Here is a 21,630-nt window from a genome sequence, read left to right as displayed (position 1 = left end):
TACTTCGGGGCCTTTTTCGCTATTTCAAGTTGTTACGGTCGCTTGATTTTTCTCAATAGCGGACCTTATGGCAATACCACCGTAAATAAATCTGCATTCAACCAAAGATGAACCCAGATGCTGGCGATGTAGCCCAGTGCGATTGCCCAAATCCATTTCAGGTGAGACATAAAAGTATAAATACCGCGGGCTTGACCCATCACAGCAACCCCTGCTGCAGAACCAATGGATAGCAATGAACCACCGACACCAGCGGTTAACGTTGCCAATAACCACTGACCTTGACTCATCTCCGGCATCATCGATAACACAGCAAACATCACTGGAATATTGTCGACAACTGCGGAAATCAGACCCACCATAATGTTGGCGGTGGTGGCGCCTAGCTGACCATATAAAAACTCAGAGCCCACGCTCAGGTAGCCGATTGTTCCCAAACCTCCGACGCATAAAATAATGCCATAGAAAAACATCAGCGTGTCCCATTCGGCGCGTTGCAATTGTTCGAAAATATTAAAAGGTGCTTTTTGCTGTGTTTCATCCTGAATATTAAATGCAGCTTGCCCGTCAATCTCTTTCTTATTTAAAAGACGTTTATCATTCATTTTAAGGACATAACCATGCAACTTGAGAAACCCGAGTCCTGTCATCATGCCCAGTACGGGGGGCAGGTGAAGAAAGTGATGACTGCTGGCGGCCATGGCAATGGTGAGAATAAATAATCCAACCACGATCATCGCACCAGATTTAAGCGGTGCATATTCATGTACAGCGATAGCGGCAACATTTTTAATCGCCAGAGACAATAAGGCTGCCGGGATTAACCAATTGACTAATGATGGGACAAATAAAGCAAAGAATTCATGGAAAGCCAAAACACCTTTCTGCCACACCATCAGGGTGGTAATGTCACCAAAAGGACTGAAGGCACCACCGGCATTGGCTGCCACAACGATATTGATACAAGCGACCGCAATAAATTTGTGATTATTGCCAGCAACCGCCATCACCACCGTTGCCATCAATAGAGCCGTGGTTAAGTTATCAGCGACTGGCGAGATGAAAAACGCCATTAAACCCGTCAACCAGAAAATAGTTCTTAATGAAAATCCCTTATTCACCAGCCAGGCACGAATAGCATCAAATACACCACGTTCGCCCATGGTGTTGATATAGGTCATTGCTGCCAGCAGGAATAAAAATAACTCAGCATATTCAAGCAGATTATGCCGAATCATAATGCCAGCTGTTTCATGAAAAACCGGATCAGTCTGCTGTGAATAAATCAGGGCAATCAATCCCCAAATCAGACCGGCCGCCACAATGACCGGTTTGGATTTACGCATATGGATATGCTCTTCAGCGATTACCAACGCATAAGCAATGAAAAATATCGCTAAGGCGGCAAATCCGACCCAGTGTCCGGTTAAATCAAGTAATGCGACATTTTCTACTGCCCATGTTGAGGGGGAGAAAAGCATGGCCAATAAAAATAATGACCAACCGGTAAAAGACTTGAAAAGGCCTGAGACGGGCATAATGACTTCCTGAAAATGGGGGAGCAAAAGCGCTAAATGATACCCCTCATCACTGGAATGACAACTGTTATTTTAGAACTGTGCGATAGAAACCTTCTGCCGCATCTGTGACCAAATCAAATACATGGTTGAACCCATTCTGACCACCATAATACGGGTCGGGAACATCGGTCTCATCACGTCCTTCAGCGAAATCGAGAAACAGCTTGACCTTATGCTGGTGTTCGCTCGGACAGGCTTGCTGAAGAATCTCCAGATTGTCCTTATCTATTGCCAGAATATAATCAAAATGCTCAAAGTCCTCATAGCGAAACTTGCGGGCTCTGATAAAAGACAAATCAATACCACGCTGTTTGGCCGTTTGTTGGGCCCGGGCATCAGGTGGTTCGCCCACATGGTAGGCATGGGTACCGGCCGAGTCGATTAGAAATTTGTCACTGGTACCTTTAGCTTTCAGCAAACTGATAAAAACGCCTTCGGCGGTGGGAGAACGACAGATATTGCCCATGCAGACAAATAACACTTTGATTTGACTCATTCGTAACTAACTCCGTAGCTCGGCCAGTAATTGTGAAATCATGGCGTCGGCCTGACCGAGGTAGCCGCCACCAAACAGGTTGAGATGATTAATAATATGATAAAGGTTGTAAAGCGTTTTGCGTGTGCGATAGCCTGAGTCGACAGCACGAACATTGCGATAAGCCGCATGAAAATCGCCGCCAAACCCCCCAAATAATTCGGTCATCGCCAAATCGGTTTCGGCATCACCGTAGTAACAGGCCGGATCAAATATCACCGGATTACCCTGTTCATCACCGGCAGCATTTCCCCCACAGATCACCGTGCAACAGGGAGGCTTGTGGCTGATAATCGGTAAAAAAGGCGGGCAACTCATCAATAAGCCGTTCGCCATTTTTTTGCAGACTGCCTCTGAAACCATTGCTTGCAGCAAATTCCAGTTGTTTGCCCAAACGCTGCTGTTGCCAGAACTCCACCCAATTATTTGAGCGATCATTTAATTGTGGCGTGCTGCCAATGGTATTATCCATGTGCCAACCAAAATAGGGTTGGGGCTGTTGGTGGAGCAGGGCCAGTTGTTCACCGAGTTTGGCATTCGCGCCACCGCGCATGCCGCCTAAAGCAATATATTCCAGCACCAGATAACTATGTCCATCAGCGGTGCCGAAACAGATTACTTCCGGGACTCGCACAGCATTCAATGCGGCCATCTCCTGCAGGCCCTGCGCTTCTGCGACAAACATATCCGCCAGGTTTGGGCTATTTACCTTGATAAAGAATTGCTTGTCGGGCGTTTTCAATTGATACGCTGTATTAATGCAACCTCCTCCGATGGAAGACAGTTGATGCGGATGGCAACTTAGTCCGGTGACGCTTTCAATTTGCTGAATAATTTCATTGAGTTGAGCCATAAATTTCTCCATCAAAGATGAGCAGGCGGTTTAACCATGCTAAGCTGAAACGGTAATTTTGCCAAAACATTCAAGGAGTTTGTCAATGTCTACTGATACCGAGGCCACGCCACAAAGCCCCAAACAGCAAGTGGCAATCAAAGCCGCTGAAATTGTCGACAATGGCATGATTGTGGGGCTGGGAACAGGATCAACAGCGAATCTTTTTATTGATGAATTGGCTCGCCGTCAACGAGAAAATCAACTGGATATTCAAGTGGTCGCCAGCTCTGTGATCAGTCGGGTTAAGGCCGAACAGGCCGGGCTTAGAGTTATTGCCATAGAGCATCTGTCGCATCTGGATATGTATGTCGATGGAGCAGATGAAGTCACCAACGATATGACTTTACTGAAGGGCAGAGGGCAGGATCTGGTTTGTGAAAAGTTGCTTGCCAGTCATGCCACAGCCTTTTATGTGATGGTCGATGAAAGCAAAATGGTGAACAAAATAGGTGAAAAAAATGCCATTCCAATTGAGGTAATCCCGCAGGCAGCACAGCTGGTATTGAATCGCTTGTCCAAATTACAGGCCAAAGGCAGTTTGAGATTAAATGCCGCGGGAGACAATGTTGCTTACAGTGCGGCAGGGAATTTGATTCTGGATATGCAGTTTACGACGTTTGAAACCGCACAGATCAATGCTTTACTGACAGTGATGCCGGGAGTAGTTGAGCATGGGATTTTTGCTGATGTTGCCAAAGCCGTGTTTGTTGGCTCATCTGACGGCGTCAAGTTATTGCAGGCCTGAATAAAAAAAGGGCAGTGATCAACACTGCCCTTTCAGCAAACAGATAACGTAATTGGTTTATTTTTTTAATTCTTCAAGAATGGTTTCGGCTTTGGATTTACCAAACTCACCCGAACCTTCAACACCAATGTATTTCACTTCGCCATCGGTAATGATCATCGCTGCACGGAATGAACGTACACCCATTCCACCACCGGTTAAATCACGATCCAGACCTAATGCTTTAATATATTCCGCACTACCGTCTGCCATCATGCGTACTTTGCCATTGGCCTTTTGTTCACGACCCCATGCCGCCATAACAAATGCATCGTTCACCGCTAAACACCAGATTTCATCAGCGCCAGCGGCTTTTAATTCTTCAGCATGTTCAATAAAACCGGGCAGATGTTGAGAAGAGCATAAAGGGGTAAAAGCGCCGGGAACCGTGAATAAAACAATGGTTTTGCCTTTTGCCATTTCACGTACATCCATCGGAGATGGATTCATCGGGCAGCCATTCTGAGGATCAAACTCCACACACTCTGTGAGTTTGCCATCGGGTATTTGTTGTCCAACTTCGATTGTCATAATCTCTCCTTATGGATAAATAAGCTGACTGGTTAGCATAAGCCATATGTCAGGAGATATAAACACTGATTATTGCAGGGACTTTCAAGTTTGGTGCAATCAACTTAAATCGTTATGATGGATAGCACAAATGATTGATGGAGAAAAAAATGACGGCAGATAAAAACATTCTGAACTGGGGCATTCTCGGTGCAGCGCGTGTCACTGAAAAACTCATACCAGCCATTACGCAAGCCAGCAATGCGCGGTTAATCGCTGTGGCTAGCCGTCGTAAAGGGGCTGCAGCGGAAGTAATTGAAAAACTGGCCCCGGCAGATAACGATATTCAGGCCTGGGATGACCCTGAAGCTTTATTAACGCATCCTGATATTGATGTGATCCATTTACCAATGGCCAATGAAGAACATGCTGAATGGGCATTAAAAGCGATTGCTCATGGCAAGCATGTGTTGATTGAAAAACCGATGGCTCTCACGGTTAAAGATATTGATGCCATTACCCAGGCTGCTAAAGAAAAGAGCGTGACGGTGATGGAAGGGTTTATGTATCGTTTTCATCCTCAGCATGATGCAGTTCGGGAGATTATCGAATCTGGTGTTATTGGCGAAGTCAGAACCGTCAGTAGCCGTTTTGCCTTTCCAATGAAACCGGCCCGTTTATACCGGGTTAATCGACCCATTGCCAATGGTGGTGGAGCAATGTGGGATATTGGCCCCTATGCCATTCATACTGCTCGATTATGGTTTGAAGAGGAGCCCAAAGCCGTTACTGCGGTGGCTAATCTTAATGAGCACGGTGCTGACTTAAGTCTGACCGGTATTTTTGATTATGGTGAAGGAAAATTCGCCCAGTTTGAGATGAGTTTTCAACATGCCCGCCGCAGTGTCTACGAAATTATTGGCACTTTAGGCGGAGTCACCTGTCATGCCACCTGGCAACCGGCTGACGAACCCGCCAAGATTTCGTGGTGGACCGAGGCGGGCCAACATGAAACGGTTGAAGTGCCCGCTGCCGATCAGTTTGTTAACGAAATCGAACATTTTTCCAATTGCGTGTTGAATAATAGTGCTCCATTACTCAGCCTGGAGGATGCACGGGCTAACTGCAAAGCGATTGTGGCTACATTGCAGTCGGTTAAAGAGGGCAAAACGATAAAACTGGATTAACAAAAAAGGCTGCACATTGATGCAGCCTTTCTATTTAATCAAACCTGGAATTTATCGACAGTAGTTTTGAGCCGTCCGGAGAGCAAGGCAAGTTGCTCAGCAGTTTGTGATATTTGCTCACTGATTTCGGCTCGGTCTTTTGCCATTTGTGAGATTTTGTCTATCTGGCTGTTAATTTGCTGACTGTCCTCACTTCCCTGAGCTGCTGCCGAGGCAATATTTTCAATGACATTATTTGTCTGCTGAGCACCGGCGTTAATTTGCAGCAGGGATTGACCGGCTTTTTCGACAAGTTCCACGCCGTGTTTTACCAGTACTTCACCTTGATCTGCATGTTTAACAGCATTCTGCGTTTCCGATTGGACTGCGGCGATAACTTCTCCAATCTCTAATGTGGCCTGGGAGGTACGCTCGGCTAATTTGCGTACTTCGTCAGCTACAACGGCAAAACCTCGTCCCTGTTCACCAGCCCTTGCGGCTTCAATCGCGGCATTTAATGCCAATAAATTGGTTTGAGCTGCAATATCCTGAATCACTTGAAGAATGCCACTTATTTCGTCAGAACGTTCGCCGAGATTGGTAACCGTAGACGCCATATGTCGAACGGCTTCAGCAATTTGATTAATACTGTTAGCAGCTTCAGCCACAACCGCCCGACCGTTTTCTGCAGAATGTTGTGCGGTTTTGGAAATTTCCTGAGCTTCAGAAGCATTATTGGCAACTGACTGGATAGTGGAATTGATATGGCTAATTTTCTGAACGATATCATCTACCACTTGTTTCTGTTTGACTGAACCGGTGGCGACGCGATCGGATATATCCGTTAGCTGATTGGCAGATTCTGAAGTTTTTTGGGTATGTTCCAGTAAATCACGAATAATATTCTGTAAGTTATTCATAAACTTATTAAAGGCACTGGCCACCACGCCTATTTCATCATCGGCATTCACTATTGGTAACCGTTTGGTTAAATCGGCCTCACCCATAGCCAGATTGCTCATCGACGTTTCCAGTCCGTTAAGCGGCAGCAGTAAACGGCGGGTTAACAGACGAATGGCAATGGCAGAAATAATTACCAGGATAATGGCAAATATCATGCTTTTAGTCACCAGCTCGCCAATAATATCGAAAAACCGTGCTTTTTCGACACCGACATACAAAATGCCGATTACTTCACCCTCATTATTCAGAATAGGCTCATAGGCAGTAAAGTATCGTACTCCCAGAATATCTGCTTCACCATGAAATGGCTGCGCCTGTTTTAAAACCGTGTCGTAAACTTCTCCTGGTGCGAGCTTTGTACCAATGGCGCGTGTGCCATCGTCTTTAATCACATTGGTCGATATGCGCGTGTCATATTGAAAGATAGTGGCCGTACCGCCCACTAACTGTTTGATTTTATCGACGACAGCATAATCCTGATCAATGGGTTGGCCATCTATCAGTAATTGGTTGTTTTCCAGACTGAATTGCTGGCCTTGTTGCTCTAACACTGACCAGGCCACCCGCATATTGCTCTCCTGGTTTTCCTGAGCTTGCATGTATAAACCCTGACTCAGGATATAGGTAGTGGCGCTGACAATAATTAAGGTTAGCAACAGGCTGCTCACCACATTGGAGACAATGAGTTTCTGGTATAGCTTCATATTCTCTCATCCTAGTGTACTGATTTTTATAGAATAACTATGGTCCTTGATAGTTATCGTCCGCAGTAACTTTTTAATGAGTTTTATATTCTATTAAGTAACTATTTGGAGTGAGCTATATGTCCAGAAGTGAGGAGTAAAGTGATTAAACGGTGTTGTTAAATAAAAATGCCACTTAATTAAAAGTGGCATTTTCTATGGTCTTGAAGTGAATGATTTAACTTGCAGTTTTAAATTTACTGATGGATTGTTGCAGTGCATCAGCCAGTTGATTCAGTTCAGTACTGAGTGAAGAAATAGACTGTGATCCCGCTTCCGCCTTATCAGATACATCGGTAATCCTGCGAAAGTTATTGTTAATTTCTTCAGCGACGGCTGACTGTTGTTCGGCGACACTGGCTATCTGAGCATTCATATCATTAATGGCGGTAACTGAACGGCTGATGACCTCCAAAGATTCACCGGCATGTTCTGCCTGGGTGACACATTGATGGGCTTTGTTTTTACCTTCTTCCATGACTTTCACTGCGATTACCGTTCTACTTTGAGTCTTTTCAATTAATTTCTGAATATTGAGCGTCGACTCTTTGGTACGGCTGGCGAGACCACGAACTTCGTCAGCAACCACGGCAAAGCCTCTGCCATGTTCACCAGCACGGGCGGCTTCAATAGCAGCATTCAATGCCAATAGGTTGGTTTGTTCGGTAATGTCTGCAATAACTTCAACAACGGTGCCAATTTGTTTGCTGTCTTCGGAAAGTTCATCAATAACTCTGGCAGCTTCTTCTACTTTTGCCGCCAACTCTGCAATGCTGGTAAGTGTTTTGGCTACTTCCTGATTACCATTAATTGTCTCTTTATCGGCTGTTTGAGCTTGCATCGCAGCCTCACTGGTCAGACGGGCAATCTCTTGTACCGAAGTAGAAATTTCACTGATGGCATTGGCCCCATCCAGCGTTTGCTGTTTCTGGTCAATGACTAAACTCTGATTATCTGCCGAAGTTTGATTCATTACTTTTGCCGCATCTGATACTTGTCCTGCGGATGAGCTAATGCCTTTCATAATATGCGAGAGTTCGCTCGACATAGTGCTTAGTGCACCGACAATACTTTTAGGAAACTTTGTTTGAGCTTGTTGAGTTAAGTCACCTGAAGCAAATACTCTGATTAATTGAGCTGCTGAATCAGGCTCACCACCAATGGTTGAATACAATCGGCCAATCAATCGATAGCTGACAAAGATGGCAATGACGAAGGCGATCAGCGTCACCGTAATCATTAATGCCATAAATCCCCCGGTTTGCTGACGAATATAGTCAACCTGATCGCTGATGGTGGCTTCCTGAAAATCAATAAATTGATTTACTGCTTTCAACCATTGTGTGTAAGCAGGGGAGGTATTCAGTAACAGATAATCCCGTGCTTCATTATCCCGACCCTGATTAATTAGCTGTATGGTTTCTGCGGTGTGGGAAAGCGTTTGTTGTTCAATGGTTTTAATATTATCCAGCAGCGTTTTTTCCTGGGCGGTAAATTGCTGAGGATTATTGGCCATTGCTTCCAGGCTTATCGCTGATTCTGCATAGAACTGTTCTAAACGTTCGATATCCTGAAGATGCTTCTGGCGCTCGGCACTGCTGTCACTTAACACCACATCCCGAATCGAAATGGCCCGGTCGTGAACACTGCCTCGAAAATTAATAGCAGCCCGTTGTTTTACGCTATCAACCTCATTGATTTTACTCATAGTACGGTCAATTTTACTGACTTCATTAATCCCGATAATGGCGATTAACACCATTAAACTTAAAACGATGCCAAAGCCGAGTTGAAGCCTGTTTTTAATAGTCACTGAATATTCCTGATATGCGTAAACGTACACGACATTGCGTAGTTAGCTGATGAAGCCGGCGATTATCTTTCAACACATGTGAGATTTATGTCAAAGCGGTATTACCGATGCCGTTTTAAATTATTGCTTCAGGAAATTTCTCTTTGGTCTTGGCAATTGTGGATTAAAGGAGAACGCAATAACTGCTTAGAAAGACAATATCGAAACAACTTCGCACTTTTTTCGGAGTTGGAATGGATCTTATGTATTTTAGTTTTAATTAATGAAGTTCATAGAATGTCGTTAACATGGATTTTTTTGAATGCTGTCGTCATTTACAGCACGCCAGTAATACATCTAATAAAACAAAACATTTATTTCACAAAGACTTATGGTTTGGTACCGTAGAGTTAAAACGTTATGATAGTCAGAATAAATTGATGTAGTTGAAGTAAGTAATCCACCCATCCTTACCTAAAATCAGCACCGTTACGCTATTTAAACAGAAACAATTAACAAACTTCTTAAGGCGCAATAAAGCCATCGATGAATTCGAAATTGTAAGGTCTACATGTCCCTATTCTCAAAATTTTTCCCTCAGTTAGCCAGTATCCGTAGTCGTTTAGTTTTGTTGGTTTTGTTAAGTTTGGTTCCAGTTGCATTGGTATTAATCTATTCAGCTTTGGAAAATCGACGACTCACAGGTGAACAGGCAATTAATAAATTGTCCACGATTGTTGAATTGATTCACAACGATTCTCGAAGATGCTATTTATGCCTCTTCTCAGTTATTAACCTCATTGTCATTAACACCTGAGAAATGGCTTAAAGCTTCTCCACAATGTAATCAGCAGTTGGCCAATCTGAGTAAACAATTTGCCAGTTACAGCAATATTTATTCGGTGGATCTCAATGGGGAAGTCATTTGTACTGCAACAAATAATGAGACAACGATAAATCTGCTGGATAGGGATTACATTCAGAATTCCTTGTCTGGTGGAGCAATTATTGTTGGTCAACCCGTAGAAGGAAAAATCTCCAAGCAAATGGTCATGCCAATAGCGCTGCCTTTATATTCATCAACGGGTGAAATTATGGGTGTCGTTGGCGTTAGCATCAATCTTTCCCTTTTTCTCAATCATAATCTTCGGTCGCATTCTCTCAACAGCAAAAGTCTAAATAATGTCACGGCGACTTTATGGCAACCAGATGGAACAGTACTGGTCAGAGCACCGGACCCGTTCTCTATGACTGGGCTGCAAGCTCGTGAAAGTGAATTGTTTCAAACGCTCATTGGTAACACGACTAATCGACAGACAATGGAAGTACGCGGGCTGGATAATACACCGCGCTGGTATGCATTTGACCAAATTGGTCTTGGTGAATCCAATATTTTATTGAGCGTAGGTCTGCCAACGGAGGAGTTATTTGCGGAAGTCGATGCTATTTTTTGGCGAACATTAAGTGTACTGGCGGTGGTTAGCCTTTTAGTTATTCTCGCTGCATGGTTTATCGCTGAGCTCGCAGTGCGTCGGCCGGTGAGCAAGCTGGCAAGCCTGGTTGAACAAGTGTCAAGCGGTCAGCGTGGTATTCGTATTGGACAAATGGTCGGGGCCAGTGAATTAAAAACACTAGCCCACAACTTTGACTTAATGGTTAGTTATCTGGAAAGTTACGAAAACAAACAGGCTGCCAATCAGCAAGCTTTGACACAAGCCAAAGAAAGTCTTGAACTTAAAGTGCAGGAACGGACTCTGGCACTGGAGTCGGCCAGTCGTGAAGCTATTGATAGAGCTAAGCTGCTGGAAAAACAACGACTTGAAATTACTGTTATGAATGAGCTGACTGACATGCTGCAGTCCTGTCATACATTGGATGAAAGTTGGCCAATTATTGGGCGGTCTCTTACCCAATTGTTTGAGGATTTAGAGGGGACGATTTATACCTATCGGGATAGCGGTAATGCTTTAATGCATGGTGTCAGCTGGGGGAAAAAAGCGATCGAAAAACATGATGGCTTTGCCCCTGACGATTGCTGGTCTTTAAGATTGGGCCGTAGCTGGCAATTTGAACCCGAAGGACTTCATACCCGTTGTAATCATATTGCTGAGACAGAGCAAGGTGCTTATATTTGCATTCCTATGCTGGCTGATGGCAAAACACTTGGAGTATTACATCTTCAACTACCCAATAACGACGGAAAGCAGGTTTTTGTTGAGCTTGCTCAATCGGCTGCTGCACGATTGGCCCTTGCCTTATCCAATATCAAACTAAGACAGACGTTACGTAACCTGTCTATAAAAGACGTGTTGACCGGATTGTATAATCGTCGTTTTGTTGAAGAAATATTTGAGCATGAAGTCGCGCGCTGTCGTCGTAATGATAAATCTTTGTCAGTACTGATGATCGATGTTGATCATTTCAAACGTTTTAATGACAGTTTCGGTCATGATGCTGGTGACGTGGTTCTTCGAGCCGTGGGCTCCCTGTTGAAAGAAAGTTTCCGTAAAACTGATTTTCCATGTCGTTTAGGTGGGGAAGAGTTTTTGGTCATTCTTCCTGAGTGTGATGGCAATGCGGCTTTCAAGGTTGCAGAACAATTAAGACTAAAAATCAGTGAGCTTGTATTGTTTCATCAGGGTAAAGCTTTGGATGGGGTGACAGCATCAATTGGTGTAGCCACTTGGCCAGAACCGTTGAAAGACGAGCATATATTGATTGCTGCTGCTGATGCCGCTCTTTACTCAGCAAAACATGCTGGCCGTAATCAGGTGCACACTGCCGAAAAGAATGATGCATTAAAAAAGGGATAGCTGTTGACCGGGAGCCTGGAATAAATCCTGCCTTAAAGGCGCTAATTTAGAGTCGATCTGAAGTTTTTTAGTGATATTTCGAAAGCGTTGGGCTAACAGATCAGCAAATATCCCTTCACCGCGCAGGCGGTGACCAAAGCGCGGATCGTTGTTTTTACCTCCACGTAAGTCATGGATTCGGTTCAGAATGTGCTGGGCCTGATCTGGTCGGTGAGTTTGCAGCCAGTTTTCAAATAATGGGCTTACCTCAAGGGGTAATCTGAGCAGAATGTAATTAACATCCAATGCGCCTGCATCGGTAACAGCTTTCACAATATTTTCCAGTTCGGCATCGGTTAATACGGGTATAACCGGGGCAATCAATACCGTCACCTCGATGCCTGCAGCACGTAAGGTTTCAATGGTTTGTAGTCGTCGTTTCGGCGCGCTGGCTCTGGGCTCCAATACACGCGATAGCGCTGGATCCAATGTGGTTACTGAAAGATGTACCCGAACCAGATTTTGTCGGGCCATTTGCTGCAGAATATCGATATCCCGTTCAACCATAGATGACTTGGTGACGATATGACAGGGATGGCAGGTTTCATTCAACACTTGCAGGATCTGTCGGGTGATTTGATATTCGCGTTCAATGGGCTGATAGGGATCGGTGTTGGCTCCCAATGATATTGGTGAACATTGATAGTTTTTTGCAGCTAACTCTTTTTTGAGCAAAATGGCAGCATTGGGTTTGGCCGTAAGTCTGGTTTCGAAATCAAGGCCAGGCGATAACCCTAAATAGGCATGTGATGGCCTTGCATAACAATAAATACAGCCATGTTCACAGCCCCGGTAGGGATTAATAGATTGGCTAAAAGGCAGATCCGGGGATTGATTACGGGTGATGATGGTTTTGGGGTGTTCAATCTCCACCGTTGTTTTGGGTGGATTATCTGGTTCCTGAAACCAACCATCTTCAACCCGTTCACGCTGATGGGTGTTGAAACGTCCATCAATTTTGTCTGCAGTTCCTCGTCCTTTGATAGAAGGTTGTGTAGGAGGCATCAATCAGACAAATAATATTCCACTGTAGAAACCACCCTAACCTTTTTGATATGCGGATTATTATTATCGCGGGCGCTGATACTGAATTGACCTTGAGATGCTTTGCGGATTTTGCCTAGATTGCTGTCAGAATCCTCGGCAAATTTTTCGGCAACTTCACGGGCATTTTCGGTGGCTTCTTCAATCATTTCCGGTTTGATTTCGTTCAGTCGTGTAAACAGATATTCGGTCTGTGCCATATAGTTATTACCCGCTAATACCAGCCCTTTTTTGCCCAGATCGGCCAAATCTGTCATTGCCATGCGAACCGCTTCAATATTTTCTGAATAAACGGTTATTGTCTGGTTTGCGGTGTAACGAAATTCTGCCCTTGGGCCACCACCGTATTGCTGGGCTGATTTATCGGTAATCGAAGGAGCGTTAAAAGTGATTTCAGCTTCATCAATGCCACGTTGGAGCAGAAAATCACGAACTTTACTGCTGTTATCTTCGACAGTCCGATAAAGCTCCGGCAAATCATTGTTGGCTTCAATAAACTGAATAGGCCAAATCACCACATCAGCAGGGTAGTCACGTTCAGATAAGCCTTTTACCGTGACGCTGCGTTCGAACTGTTTAAAATCGATCAACGCCTTGCCAAGTTGAAATCCCAGCAGGGTCAAGCCCAGAAATAATGCGCCACCTAAAATCAATGCGGTCGATTTGGTTTGATTGGCCATATCCTGAACTCCCATAGAATCAGCGATGATCGGTAAAGTGTTCTCTTGCATAGGCGACGCGGTCAGCGACACTCATTCTTCTCTTATGACTAAGACTTTCTATCTGGCGTAGTCGTGGCAGCAAGCCTTTGCCATTGGCAATCTGGATGGTCAGTCCAGGCCGGGCATTTAATTCAAGTAGCATTGGCCCTTTAAAACGATCCAAAACAATATCAGTGCCTAAGTATCCCAGCCCTGACATTTCATAGCAAGATACTGCCAGTGTTAATACTTCTTCCCAATGCGGGACCTTCAACGTCATCATATTCAATCCGGTATCCGGATGTAATAGAATCGGCTTGTCAAATTGTACGGCCCGCAGAGCATGACCATCACCTATATCCAGTCCAACCCCGACCGCACCTTGATGCAGATTGGCTTTACCATTGGAATCTGCGGTGGATAAGCGCATCATCGCCATGACTGGAAAGCCCCGGAAAACAATAACTCGGGTATCCGGTACGCCTTCATAGCTGAAGCCGCTGAAGCAATCATCAAAGTGAATCAAATCTTCAATAATGGCCACATCGGCTCGGCCGCCCAGTGAGAATAGACCCGCCAGAATATTGCTGACATGGCGTTCCAGATCACTAATAGTGGCAAATTGACCGTTAGACTTTCGGTAACCTTCTTCACTCTGACGAGTAATTACCATGATGCCCTTACCGCCTGATCCGTGGGCTGGTTTGATGCAGAATCCGCTACTACAGCGCTGCAGAATCTGACTTAATTCTTTAACCGCATGCTGTTCACTGATAACGCCAATTAAATCAGGCACTTTTACCCCGGCCTCTAGGGCTAGTTCCTTGGTCTGAAGCTTATCGTCTACTAATGGAAAAAGATGCCGGGGATTGTAACGGCTAATATAGGAAACATTACGACGGTTCATCCCCAATACACCGATTTTACTAAGTGCACCGGGATGCGCGTAACGTTCACGCATAGTTTGGAACCAGTTCATTTTTACTTCTGGTTCACTCATGATTTGTCCAGTTTGGTTAACGGTTTAAAGCGTTTTAACTCCAGTAAACGATAGCCGGTGTAACTTCCTGCCACCAGGGTCAATCCCATCAGGATGAATTGAATGCCCATGAAGTTGAAGGTCAAGTGACGCACCCAGTCCAGATTCATTGCCATATAAGCCAAAATGGCCACCAACAGAGAACCGCCACCCTGAATCATGACTTGTTTGGCACCTTCTTCTTCCCAAAGAATCGACATACGCTCAATTGTCCACGCCAGAATGATCATCGGGAAGAAGGTGATTTTCATACCTTCAGTCAGGCCAAATTTATAGGCGATGATGGAGAAAATGGCGATCATGCCAATAACCATGATGATTACCGCGGATATTCGGGCTACCAGTAATAGATTCAGGTAGGACAAATAGGAGCGAATCATCAGTCCCACACCGACAATCAATAAAAAGCCAATCAGACCGGTCAGCAGACTGGTTTGAATAAACGCCATGGCAATCAATACCGGCATAAAGGTACCGGAGGTTTTGATACCGACCAGAATGCGCATTAATACAACGATTAAAACACCAACCGGGATCAATAAAATGCCTTTGAAAATGGCCTGCTCTTCCAGCGGGAGTGTATATAACGAGAAATTCAGCCATTCATTATCGGCAAACTTTTGATTTAACGCGATATTAAAAGGTTGTTCCTGAGAGATCATTGAAAAGGAAACCTGAGCATTTGTCGCCCCAATGACTTCGAGTACCGGTCCGGAGTGATATTGCCACAACAACATATTTTCCGCTTGACCCTGCTCACCTGTTTCAGGATTGAAGATGTCATATTCTTCCCCCTCAAACACCTGAATATATTCAATTAGCGACTGTCGGCGACGGCCATCTTCAAGTTCTAATGCATGGATACGCCTCGCTGGTACACCTGCCTCCTGTAGCAATTGTGAAATCCAGGCTGTTCTGGGTTTGACCTGTGCCAGCAGTTCAGCGGTTTGTTGTTGATTATTAAACTCATGTATTAACTCCCGAGCCAGCGTGTAATTGGACGATGAACGTTCTATTGCACGATCGAGAATCATTTGTGCTGCAGTAGCATAGGGCTCTTTTTCGACATTCGGTTTAGCGCTTGGAATGACAACCTGTTCGTCTGGAATGGCAAAAGGATCAACCAGCATATCTACTTTGTAATACAGAGACTGGTTACCAGTTGCTTCACGAATTGACCATTCAGCATAGGTACCACTTTCACGTTCAACAAAAGAAAGCCCATAACCCGGGCTGGCCGTCTGTTGGTTCAGCTGTGTAAAACCGGGTTGGGTATTTGGAATGGCTAAACGCGCCGTTACCGGATTTCCATCAGCTTCAAAATCTACCTTGGCTTCAATTGACCAGGTCTGTCTTTGCTCACCGGGAAACCAGGGAATATCAAAAGCAATATGCCGGTGCAGAGTTAACGCAGTACCGGCAAGAAACAGCAGACTTACCAGAATATAAAAAGGCGTACGTGATGCCATGATGAATCCTTATTCTTCGTCTGATGCTTTAGGGTTAGCCTGCTTGGCTTTTTTCGGTATCGCCGATGCACGATCTTTGAGGATTTCGGGTTTTGGCTGAACATTTTTCTTAGCCACATCCACCACCGCGATATCTTTTAAAAATTCACGACCTAACAGAATCGGATAACTCATATGCGAGCGATCGGTCAGAGTGAACTCTGCGGTGTCCGTCATGTTACCAATACGAATGGTTAGTCTTACCACGGGGCGTTTATCAAGTTCGTTGGTCGAGGACTGGCGAATATTCGCTATCCGGGCAATGGGGGCTTCCACTTCGTAACTATTGTCGCTGCCTTCTTCCGGAACAATGGTGAAACGCGCCCATTTTTGTCCATCACGCTCCAGAGTAATAATATCCTGAGCTGTCAAAGATGATGTTGTAGCGCCTGTATCGACTCGCGCAGGAAACACCCGATTTACGGCTTCAATCCACAACCATTCTGTTTGGCCCAATACCAGTTTGTCATTTAACGTCATGGGTGCCGCTGGTGGACAACTGCTGGTTTCCATTGGCTGAATAGCTTGTACTGACTGAACAACGGCACGTTTAGCCAGTGTTTCATTCAGTTCTGCAACTTGATCATTAAGCTGATCAAGCTGTTTACGGGTAATTTGTTGTTCTTTGGAAAATGACTGTAGCCCAGACTGGTGTTTGTTCTGGTTATCAATGATTTTCTGGCACTGTTGGCGAACCTGAGTTTCCATTCGTGATTCAGTGTCGCTAAGTGCGGATTTTAATTGTTCATTGGAAACAGTCGGGCGTGACTGGTTTTGAATACAAGCAGTGGTCAACAGACTTGATACCAGGATGATGAATGGAAGTTTTAGTTTGAGCATGTCTTTCCTAAATCTTAAAACGGATTATAAAGTCAAAACGCGTTTATCAAGTTCGGCTTGATTGGGCTGCATATTATGAAGTATTCCCGGTTAACCCGGCGACTTTTTCTCGGCCAGTAAATGCACGTAACGTCCCATATCACGATAGGTTGGCATTCGGCAATATTGCTGCTCTAAAGCCAGCAATTCCTGTTCATTTGTCTGGCGACGAGTCTCAGAGTTCAAATAATCACTAAACACGCGGATTCCACTGTGTTGTTTAATGTCAAAACCCTTATTTTGTAAAAACTGAATCAATTCAAATGGGTATTGAGGATTGGGTGGGCTGAGCTTGTTACCAACACCAATATAGCGATCATTAAGAATTGGTTCCAGTCTCCAGCCACCACGAATGATATTTTTGTAAACCATAGCGTTACGATTATAGAACATCAATGAGAGATAACCACCGGGTTTAACGCGATCCATGACCTGTTTCAGCGTTTCCAGGGGAGTTGCCAGCCATTCCACAACGGCGTGACAAATTACCAAATCAAACGCTGCCAGTTGCGGCGCCAATTGTTGAATAGAGGCATGGTGAAAACTGGCTTCCAGTCTTGCCTGAGCAAATTCCTGTCGCGCCTGACTTAACAGTTTTTCAGAGATATCACACAACGTCAGCTGATGACCAAAACCGGCTAACCATAAACTCATCTGCCCGGCACCACAGCCAGCATCCCAGATGCTTAATGGTTTAGCCTCGGTAAACTGCTGTAGATCCTGTTTAAGGATCTCTAATCGTAACTGGCCTTTAGCTGTGTCATAAATTCGCGCATTAAATCGCTCAGCCAAATCGTCGAAATTTCGATCCTGTTGCATCAGGCGGCCGGTTTAAGCAGGTTATCCAGCAGTGTATCTATAACCATGATCCGACTTTCCGCATCCGGCATGTTATCGGTAAAGCGTAATTTATCCTGACCATCCAGTTTGAAGCGAGAGGGTTGTTTTTGAATCAACTGGATGATGGTCATCGGTTCAACCTGAGGTTCTTTATCAAACAGCAAACGACCCCCTTGATCATAAACATCAATCTTGCGAATACCGATGGTTTTGGCTTTAAGGCGCAACTCATGTACAGCAAATAAGGTTTGTACTGGTTCCGGTAACAAACCAAACCGATCAATCATTTCCACCTGCAGTTCGCGTAAAGCTTCTTTATCTGCCGCCGCTGCAATGCGTTTATATAACACCAGTCGGGTATGCACATCAGGCAGATAGTCCGATGGAATCAATGCGGGCACATGCAGATCGATTTCCACTGTGTGGCGCGCCATATTATCCAGATCCGGGGTTTTACCGGATTTCAATGCATTGACTGCACGTTCCAGCAGTTCGTTATATAAGGTAAAGCCAATTTCCTGCATCTGGCCGCTTTGTTCATCGCCCAATAATTCACCGGCACCACGAATTTCCATATCGTGGGTCGCGAGGGTAAAGCCTGCCCCCAAATCTTCAATTGATTCAATCGCTTCAAGACGTTTAATTGCATCCGCTGTCATGGCCTGTTGCGGTGGGGTAATCAGATAAGCATAAGCACGGTGATGTGAACGACCGACACGACCACGGATTTGATAAAGCTGCGCCAAGCCTAATTTATCGGCTCTGTCGATAAAGATAGTATTGGCAGTCGGTACGTCGATACCAGTTTCAATAATGGTGGTGCAGACCAGCACATTAAAACGCTGATGGTAAAAGTCGAGCATTACCTGTTCCAGCTCACGTTCACGCATCTGACCATGTGCCACGGCAATACGCGCTTCCGGCATTAAGGTTTCCAGTTCGCGTGCCACCCGATCAATGTCTTCGACCTTGTTATGCAAGAAGTAAACTTGTCCGCCACGTTTGATTTCACGCAGCATACCTTCGCGGATTTTGTCGGCATTCCATTGTAATACAAAGGTTTTTATTGCTAACCGGCGTGCCGGTGCTGTGGCAATAATCGATAAATCGCGAATACCGGAAATCGACATATTCAAGGTGCGGGGAATGGGGGTCGCGGTTAAAGTGAGGACATCGATCTGGGCGCGATATTTCTTCAGTTGTTCTTTCTGTGTGACCCCGAAACGATGTTCTTCATCAAGAATAAACAAGCCCAGTCGTTTGGGATCAATATCCTGCTGTAATAATTTATGGGTACCAATGACAATATCGGCAGTCCCTTCGCTGATCGCTGATTTAACATCATCAAGCTGTTTTTTACTGCGGAAACGGGACAAAACTTCAACGCGCATGGGCCAATCAGCAAAACGATCTTTGAAGTTTTCATAATGCTGCTGAGCGAGCAGGGTGGTGGGCACCAGGACCAAGACCTGTTTGCCTGATTGAACTGCTAAAAATGCGGCGCGCATGGCGACTTCGGTTTTACCAAAGCCCACATCACCACATACCAGCCTGTCCATCGGTGTTTCTGATTGCATATCGGCAATCACCGCATCAATCGCATCCTGTTGATCGGGCGTAGTTTCAAACGGGAATGCCGCGGAGAAGGCTTCATATTGTTCATCGGGTGATTGCATCGGCGGTTTTTTGTTGGCAGCGCGTTTGGCATAAATATCGAGTAATTCTGCTGCCACATCACGTACTTTTTCAGCTGCACGGCGGCGCGCTTTTTCCCATTGCGTAGTACCAAGTTGATGTAACGGAGCAAGTTCAGGTGCAGAGCCGGAATAGCGGCTGATTAAATCCAATGAGGCCACGGGCACATAGAGCTTGTCGCCCTTGGCATATTCCAATGTGACATATTCAGTGGCGACATCACCAACATCCAGTGTTTGCAGACCCAGATAGCGGCCAACACCATGATCTTCATGCACCACGGCATCACCAATGGTCAGTTCAGCAAGGTTACGGATGATGGCATCGGAGTCACGTTTTTTACGGCTACGACGACGGCGTTGCATAACCTGTTGGCCGAACAGCTGGGTTTCAGCCACCACCGCAATGTTTTCAACTTGCAGTAGCAAACCCTGTTCGAGTGGAGCCACGGTAATGCATAGCGGAGCATTTTCGTTAATAAACGCATCCCAGTTGTCGACGACTTTGGGCTGCAGCTGGTTTTTACGCAATAGGTCCAGCAGGGTTTCACGACGTCCTGCCGATTCGGCAGCGATTAAGATTCGGCCGGAAAATTTATCGATAAACTGATGCAACGCTTCACAGGGGCGATCCTGCTTGGAGTTCAGCGGTAAAGATGGTGGCATTACCGTGGCATAGTTGCTGTTACCTGCCGAGCCATCCAATTCAAAGTTCTGGCATTGCAGTCTTTGCCATTGTTTGAACTGACTGAATAATTCTTCTACCGGCACAAACACATTGATCGGGGGTAACAAGGGTCTTTCCGGATCAACACTATGCTGACGGTAACGGATCTGGATTTCCTGCCAGAAAAGTTCAGCAGCATTAAAGGTGTCATTGAGCTGTACTAACAGCGTGTTATCCGGCAGATAATCGGTGAGTCGGGCAGTTTGCTCGAAAAATAGTGGCAGATAAAACTCGATACCGCCCGGCATATTGCCGGCACTGACTTCCCGGTAAATCAAACTGCGTTGCGGATCCCCATCGAAATACTGACGGAATTGTTTACGGAATAACGCAATACTGTCGTCATTAACTGGAAACTCTCGCGCCGGTAACAACTGAATCTGATCAATGGAGTCGATGGATCGCTGGGTTTCCGGATCAAAGGTTCGAAGCGTATCAATTTCATCATCAAATAAATCAATACGGTAAGGATGACGACTGCCCATTGGAAACAAATCGATAATCGCACCGCGAACCGCAAACTCACCGTGCTCAATCACCTGGGCAACATTCCGGTAACCGGATTTTTCCAGTTTCAATCGCCATTGTTCAATATCAAACTGATCGCCAATCTTCAGTTCCAGGTGGTTGCCATCGAGAAATGCTCGCGGTGCAATGCGCTGCATCAGGGTGGCAATCGGCACCAGTAAAATGCCGCGTTTAAAGTCGGGTAGTTGATGTAATGTCTGCAGCCGTTCTGAAACAATATCCTGATGCGGCGAAAAGCTGTCGTAAGGCAAGGTTTCCCAATCCGGGAAATGTAAAATCGGCAGCTCGGTATCGCCCAGATAAAAACGAATTTCCAGTTCAAGCCGATGGGCGCTGGCAACATCATCAGTGACCACTAATAATGGACCATTATGTTGCTGAGCCGCTTTAGCTAACAGCAAACCCTGTGCACTACCGTATAATTGTCCGGCACGAAGTTGATCTTTGGCTGATGCTGGTAAGACAGGCTGAAGCAAATTAGCTGGCAAGAGTGATACCCTGATAGTGAAATGATAAAGCGCGTTATTTTCCCACAATTGCCCGATCACAGCACTCGTGATTTCGGAGGAAGATAATGTCCTTACAAACAATAAGTGTTAATGCTATAGTCAAAATTTTTGCAACGAAGCGGAGATGGAACATGGGGAAACGTACGGAAAATGTTGTGTTATTAAAAGTTATTGGCACTGCTGAGTTATTAGCTGCCTTGGCCATGTTTTATTTTTATCACGAAAATGTACCTGCAGTAATCGGTGGATTAATTTTACTAGGCTTGTCTGCTAACAGTTTTTATCAGGCCCATAAATGTTATCAGCGCCAATATTCTCCACGAAAAGACGATAATTCTTAA

16 protein-coding genes and 1 pseudogene are annotated in these 21,630 nt (G+C 45.2%); 4 read left to right on the top strand and 13 right to left on the bottom strand.

The features are described from left to right. Nucleotides 1-65: 65 nt before the first annotated feature. The 3 genes and pseudogenes from nhaD to AC08OG_RS10730 form a co-directional block, all read right to left on the bottom strand. On the bottom strand, nt 66-1,538 hold the full coding sequence (gene nhaD, locus AC08OG_RS10740; protein ID WP_292354061.1) for a sodium:proton antiporter NhaD: 1,473 nt from the start codon (nt 1,536-1,538) through the stop codon (nt 66-68). Between the two features lie 67 nt (nt 1,539-1,605). Then, nucleotides 1,606-2,076 carry a low molecular weight protein-tyrosine-phosphatase gene (locus AC08OG_RS10735; protein WP_482929488.1) on the bottom strand — a complete coding sequence of 157 codons (471 nt, stop codon included), beginning with the start codon at nt 2,074-2,076 and terminating at the stop codon, nt 1,606-1,608. Between the two features lie 6 nt (nt 2,077-2,082). Then, nucleotides 2,083-2,968: pseudogene (locus tag AC08OG_RS10730) on the bottom strand (fructosamine kinase family protein). An 85-nt stretch (nt 2,969-3,053) separates the two neighbouring features. Between AC08OG_RS10730 and rpiA the strand changes: the two are divergent. After that, the gene (rpiA, locus tag AC08OG_RS10725) at nt 3,054-3,755 is read left to right on the top strand and encodes a ribose-5-phosphate isomerase RpiA (RefSeq protein WP_482929487.1); all 702 of its coding nucleotides are present in this window, start codon (nt 3,054-3,056) and stop codon (nt 3,753-3,755) included. A gap of 57 nt (nt 3,756-3,812) precedes the next feature. Here rpiA and AC08OG_RS10720 read toward each other — a convergent pair whose 3' ends face one another. Continuing rightward, the gene (locus tag AC08OG_RS10720) at nt 3,813-4,325 is read right to left on the bottom strand and encodes a peroxiredoxin (RefSeq protein ID WP_292355804.1); all 513 of its coding nucleotides are present in this window, start codon (nt 4,323-4,325) and stop codon (nt 3,813-3,815) included. Between the two features lie 149 nt (nt 4,326-4,474). Between AC08OG_RS10720 and AC08OG_RS10715 the strand changes: the two genes are divergently transcribed. Continuing rightward, nucleotides 4,475-5,491 (top strand): Gfo/Idh/MocA family protein, encoded by a 1,017-nt coding sequence (locus AC08OG_RS10715; protein WP_482929486.1) that lies wholly within the window; start codon nt 4,475-4,477, stop codon nt 5,489-5,491. A gap of 38 nt (nt 5,492-5,529) precedes the next feature. Here the strand turns inward: AC08OG_RS10715 and AC08OG_RS10710 are convergent, their stop codons facing one another. Then, nucleotides 5,530-7,137 (bottom strand): methyl-accepting chemotaxis protein, encoded by a 1,608-nt coding sequence (locus AC08OG_RS10710; protein ID WP_292355800.1) that lies wholly within the window; start codon nt 7,135-7,137, stop codon nt 5,530-5,532. 217 nt (nt 7,138-7,354) lie between these two features. After that, nucleotides 7,355-8,989 carry a methyl-accepting chemotaxis protein gene (locus AC08OG_RS10705; RefSeq protein ID WP_482929485.1) on the bottom strand — a complete coding sequence of 545 codons (1,635 nt, stop codon included), beginning with the start codon at nt 8,987-8,989 and terminating at the stop codon, nt 7,355-7,357. Nucleotides 8,990-9,768: 779 nt separating this feature from the next. Here AC08OG_RS10705 and AC08OG_RS10700 point away from each other — a divergent pair. Then, nucleotides 9,769-11,781, top strand: coding sequence for a diguanylate cyclase (locus AC08OG_RS10700; RefSeq protein ID WP_482929484.1), 2,013 nt, complete (start codon nt 9,769-9,771; stop codon nt 11,779-11,781). Here AC08OG_RS10700 and AC08OG_RS10695 read toward each other — a convergent pair. From AC08OG_RS10695 to mfd, 7 genes are all read right to left on the bottom strand, one after another. Next, entirely contained in the window at nt 11,767-12,825 is a 1,059-nt protein-coding gene (locus tag AC08OG_RS10695; protein ID WP_482929483.1) for a PA0069 family radical SAM protein, read from the bottom strand. The genes AC08OG_RS10700 and AC08OG_RS10695 overlap by 15 nt on opposite strands. After that, nucleotides 12,825-13,595, bottom strand: coding sequence for an SIMPL domain-containing protein (locus AC08OG_RS10690; RefSeq protein ID WP_482929482.1), 771 nt, complete (start codon nt 13,593-13,595; stop codon nt 12,825-12,827). The genes AC08OG_RS10695 and AC08OG_RS10690 overlap by 1 nt, the downstream gene beginning before the upstream one ends. Continuing rightward, nucleotides 13,564-14,565: an alpha-L-glutamate ligase-like protein gene (locus AC08OG_RS10685; protein WP_318988025.1), complete on the bottom strand. Its 1,002-nt coding sequence runs from the start codon at nt 14,563-14,565 to the stop codon at nt 13,564-13,566. The genes AC08OG_RS10690 and AC08OG_RS10685 overlap by 32 nt, the downstream gene beginning before the upstream one ends. Then, nucleotides 14,562-16,073: an inactive transglutaminase family protein gene (locus tag AC08OG_RS10680; RefSeq protein ID WP_292355790.1), complete on the bottom strand. Its 1,512-nt coding sequence runs from the start codon at nt 16,071-16,073 to the stop codon at nt 14,562-14,564. The genes AC08OG_RS10685 and AC08OG_RS10680 overlap by 4 nt, the downstream gene beginning before the upstream one ends. Nucleotides 16,074-16,082: 9 nt before the next feature. Beyond that, entirely contained in the window at nt 16,083-16,952 is an 870-nt protein-coding gene (locus AC08OG_RS10675) for an ATP-dependent zinc protease family protein (RefSeq protein WP_292355788.1), read from the bottom strand. 90 nt (nt 16,953-17,042) lie between these two features. Continuing rightward, nucleotides 17,043-17,810: a methyltransferase domain-containing protein gene (locus AC08OG_RS10670; RefSeq protein WP_482929481.1), complete on the bottom strand. Its 768-nt coding sequence runs from the start codon at nt 17,808-17,810 to the stop codon at nt 17,043-17,045. Continuing rightward, the gene (gene mfd / locus AC08OG_RS10665; protein ID WP_482929480.1) at nt 17,810-21,268 is read right to left on the bottom strand and encodes a transcription-repair coupling factor; all 3,459 of its coding nucleotides are present in this window, start codon (nt 21,266-21,268) and stop codon (nt 17,810-17,812) included. The genes AC08OG_RS10670 and mfd overlap by 1 nt, the downstream gene beginning before the upstream one ends. 152 nt (nt 21,269-21,420) lie before the next feature. Here mfd and AC08OG_RS10660 point away from each other — a divergent pair, with 152 nt between their 5' ends. Next, complete coding sequence (locus AC08OG_RS10660; protein ID WP_292355782.1) at nt 21,421-21,630, top strand: hypothetical protein; 210 nt, start codon at nt 21,421-21,423, stop codon at nt 21,628-21,630.

Source organism: Methylophaga sp. F7, from assembly GCF_056863975.1.
The sequence above is the reverse complement of the archived record's forward strand: the minus strand, read 5'-3'. Positions and strand labels throughout refer to the sequence as shown.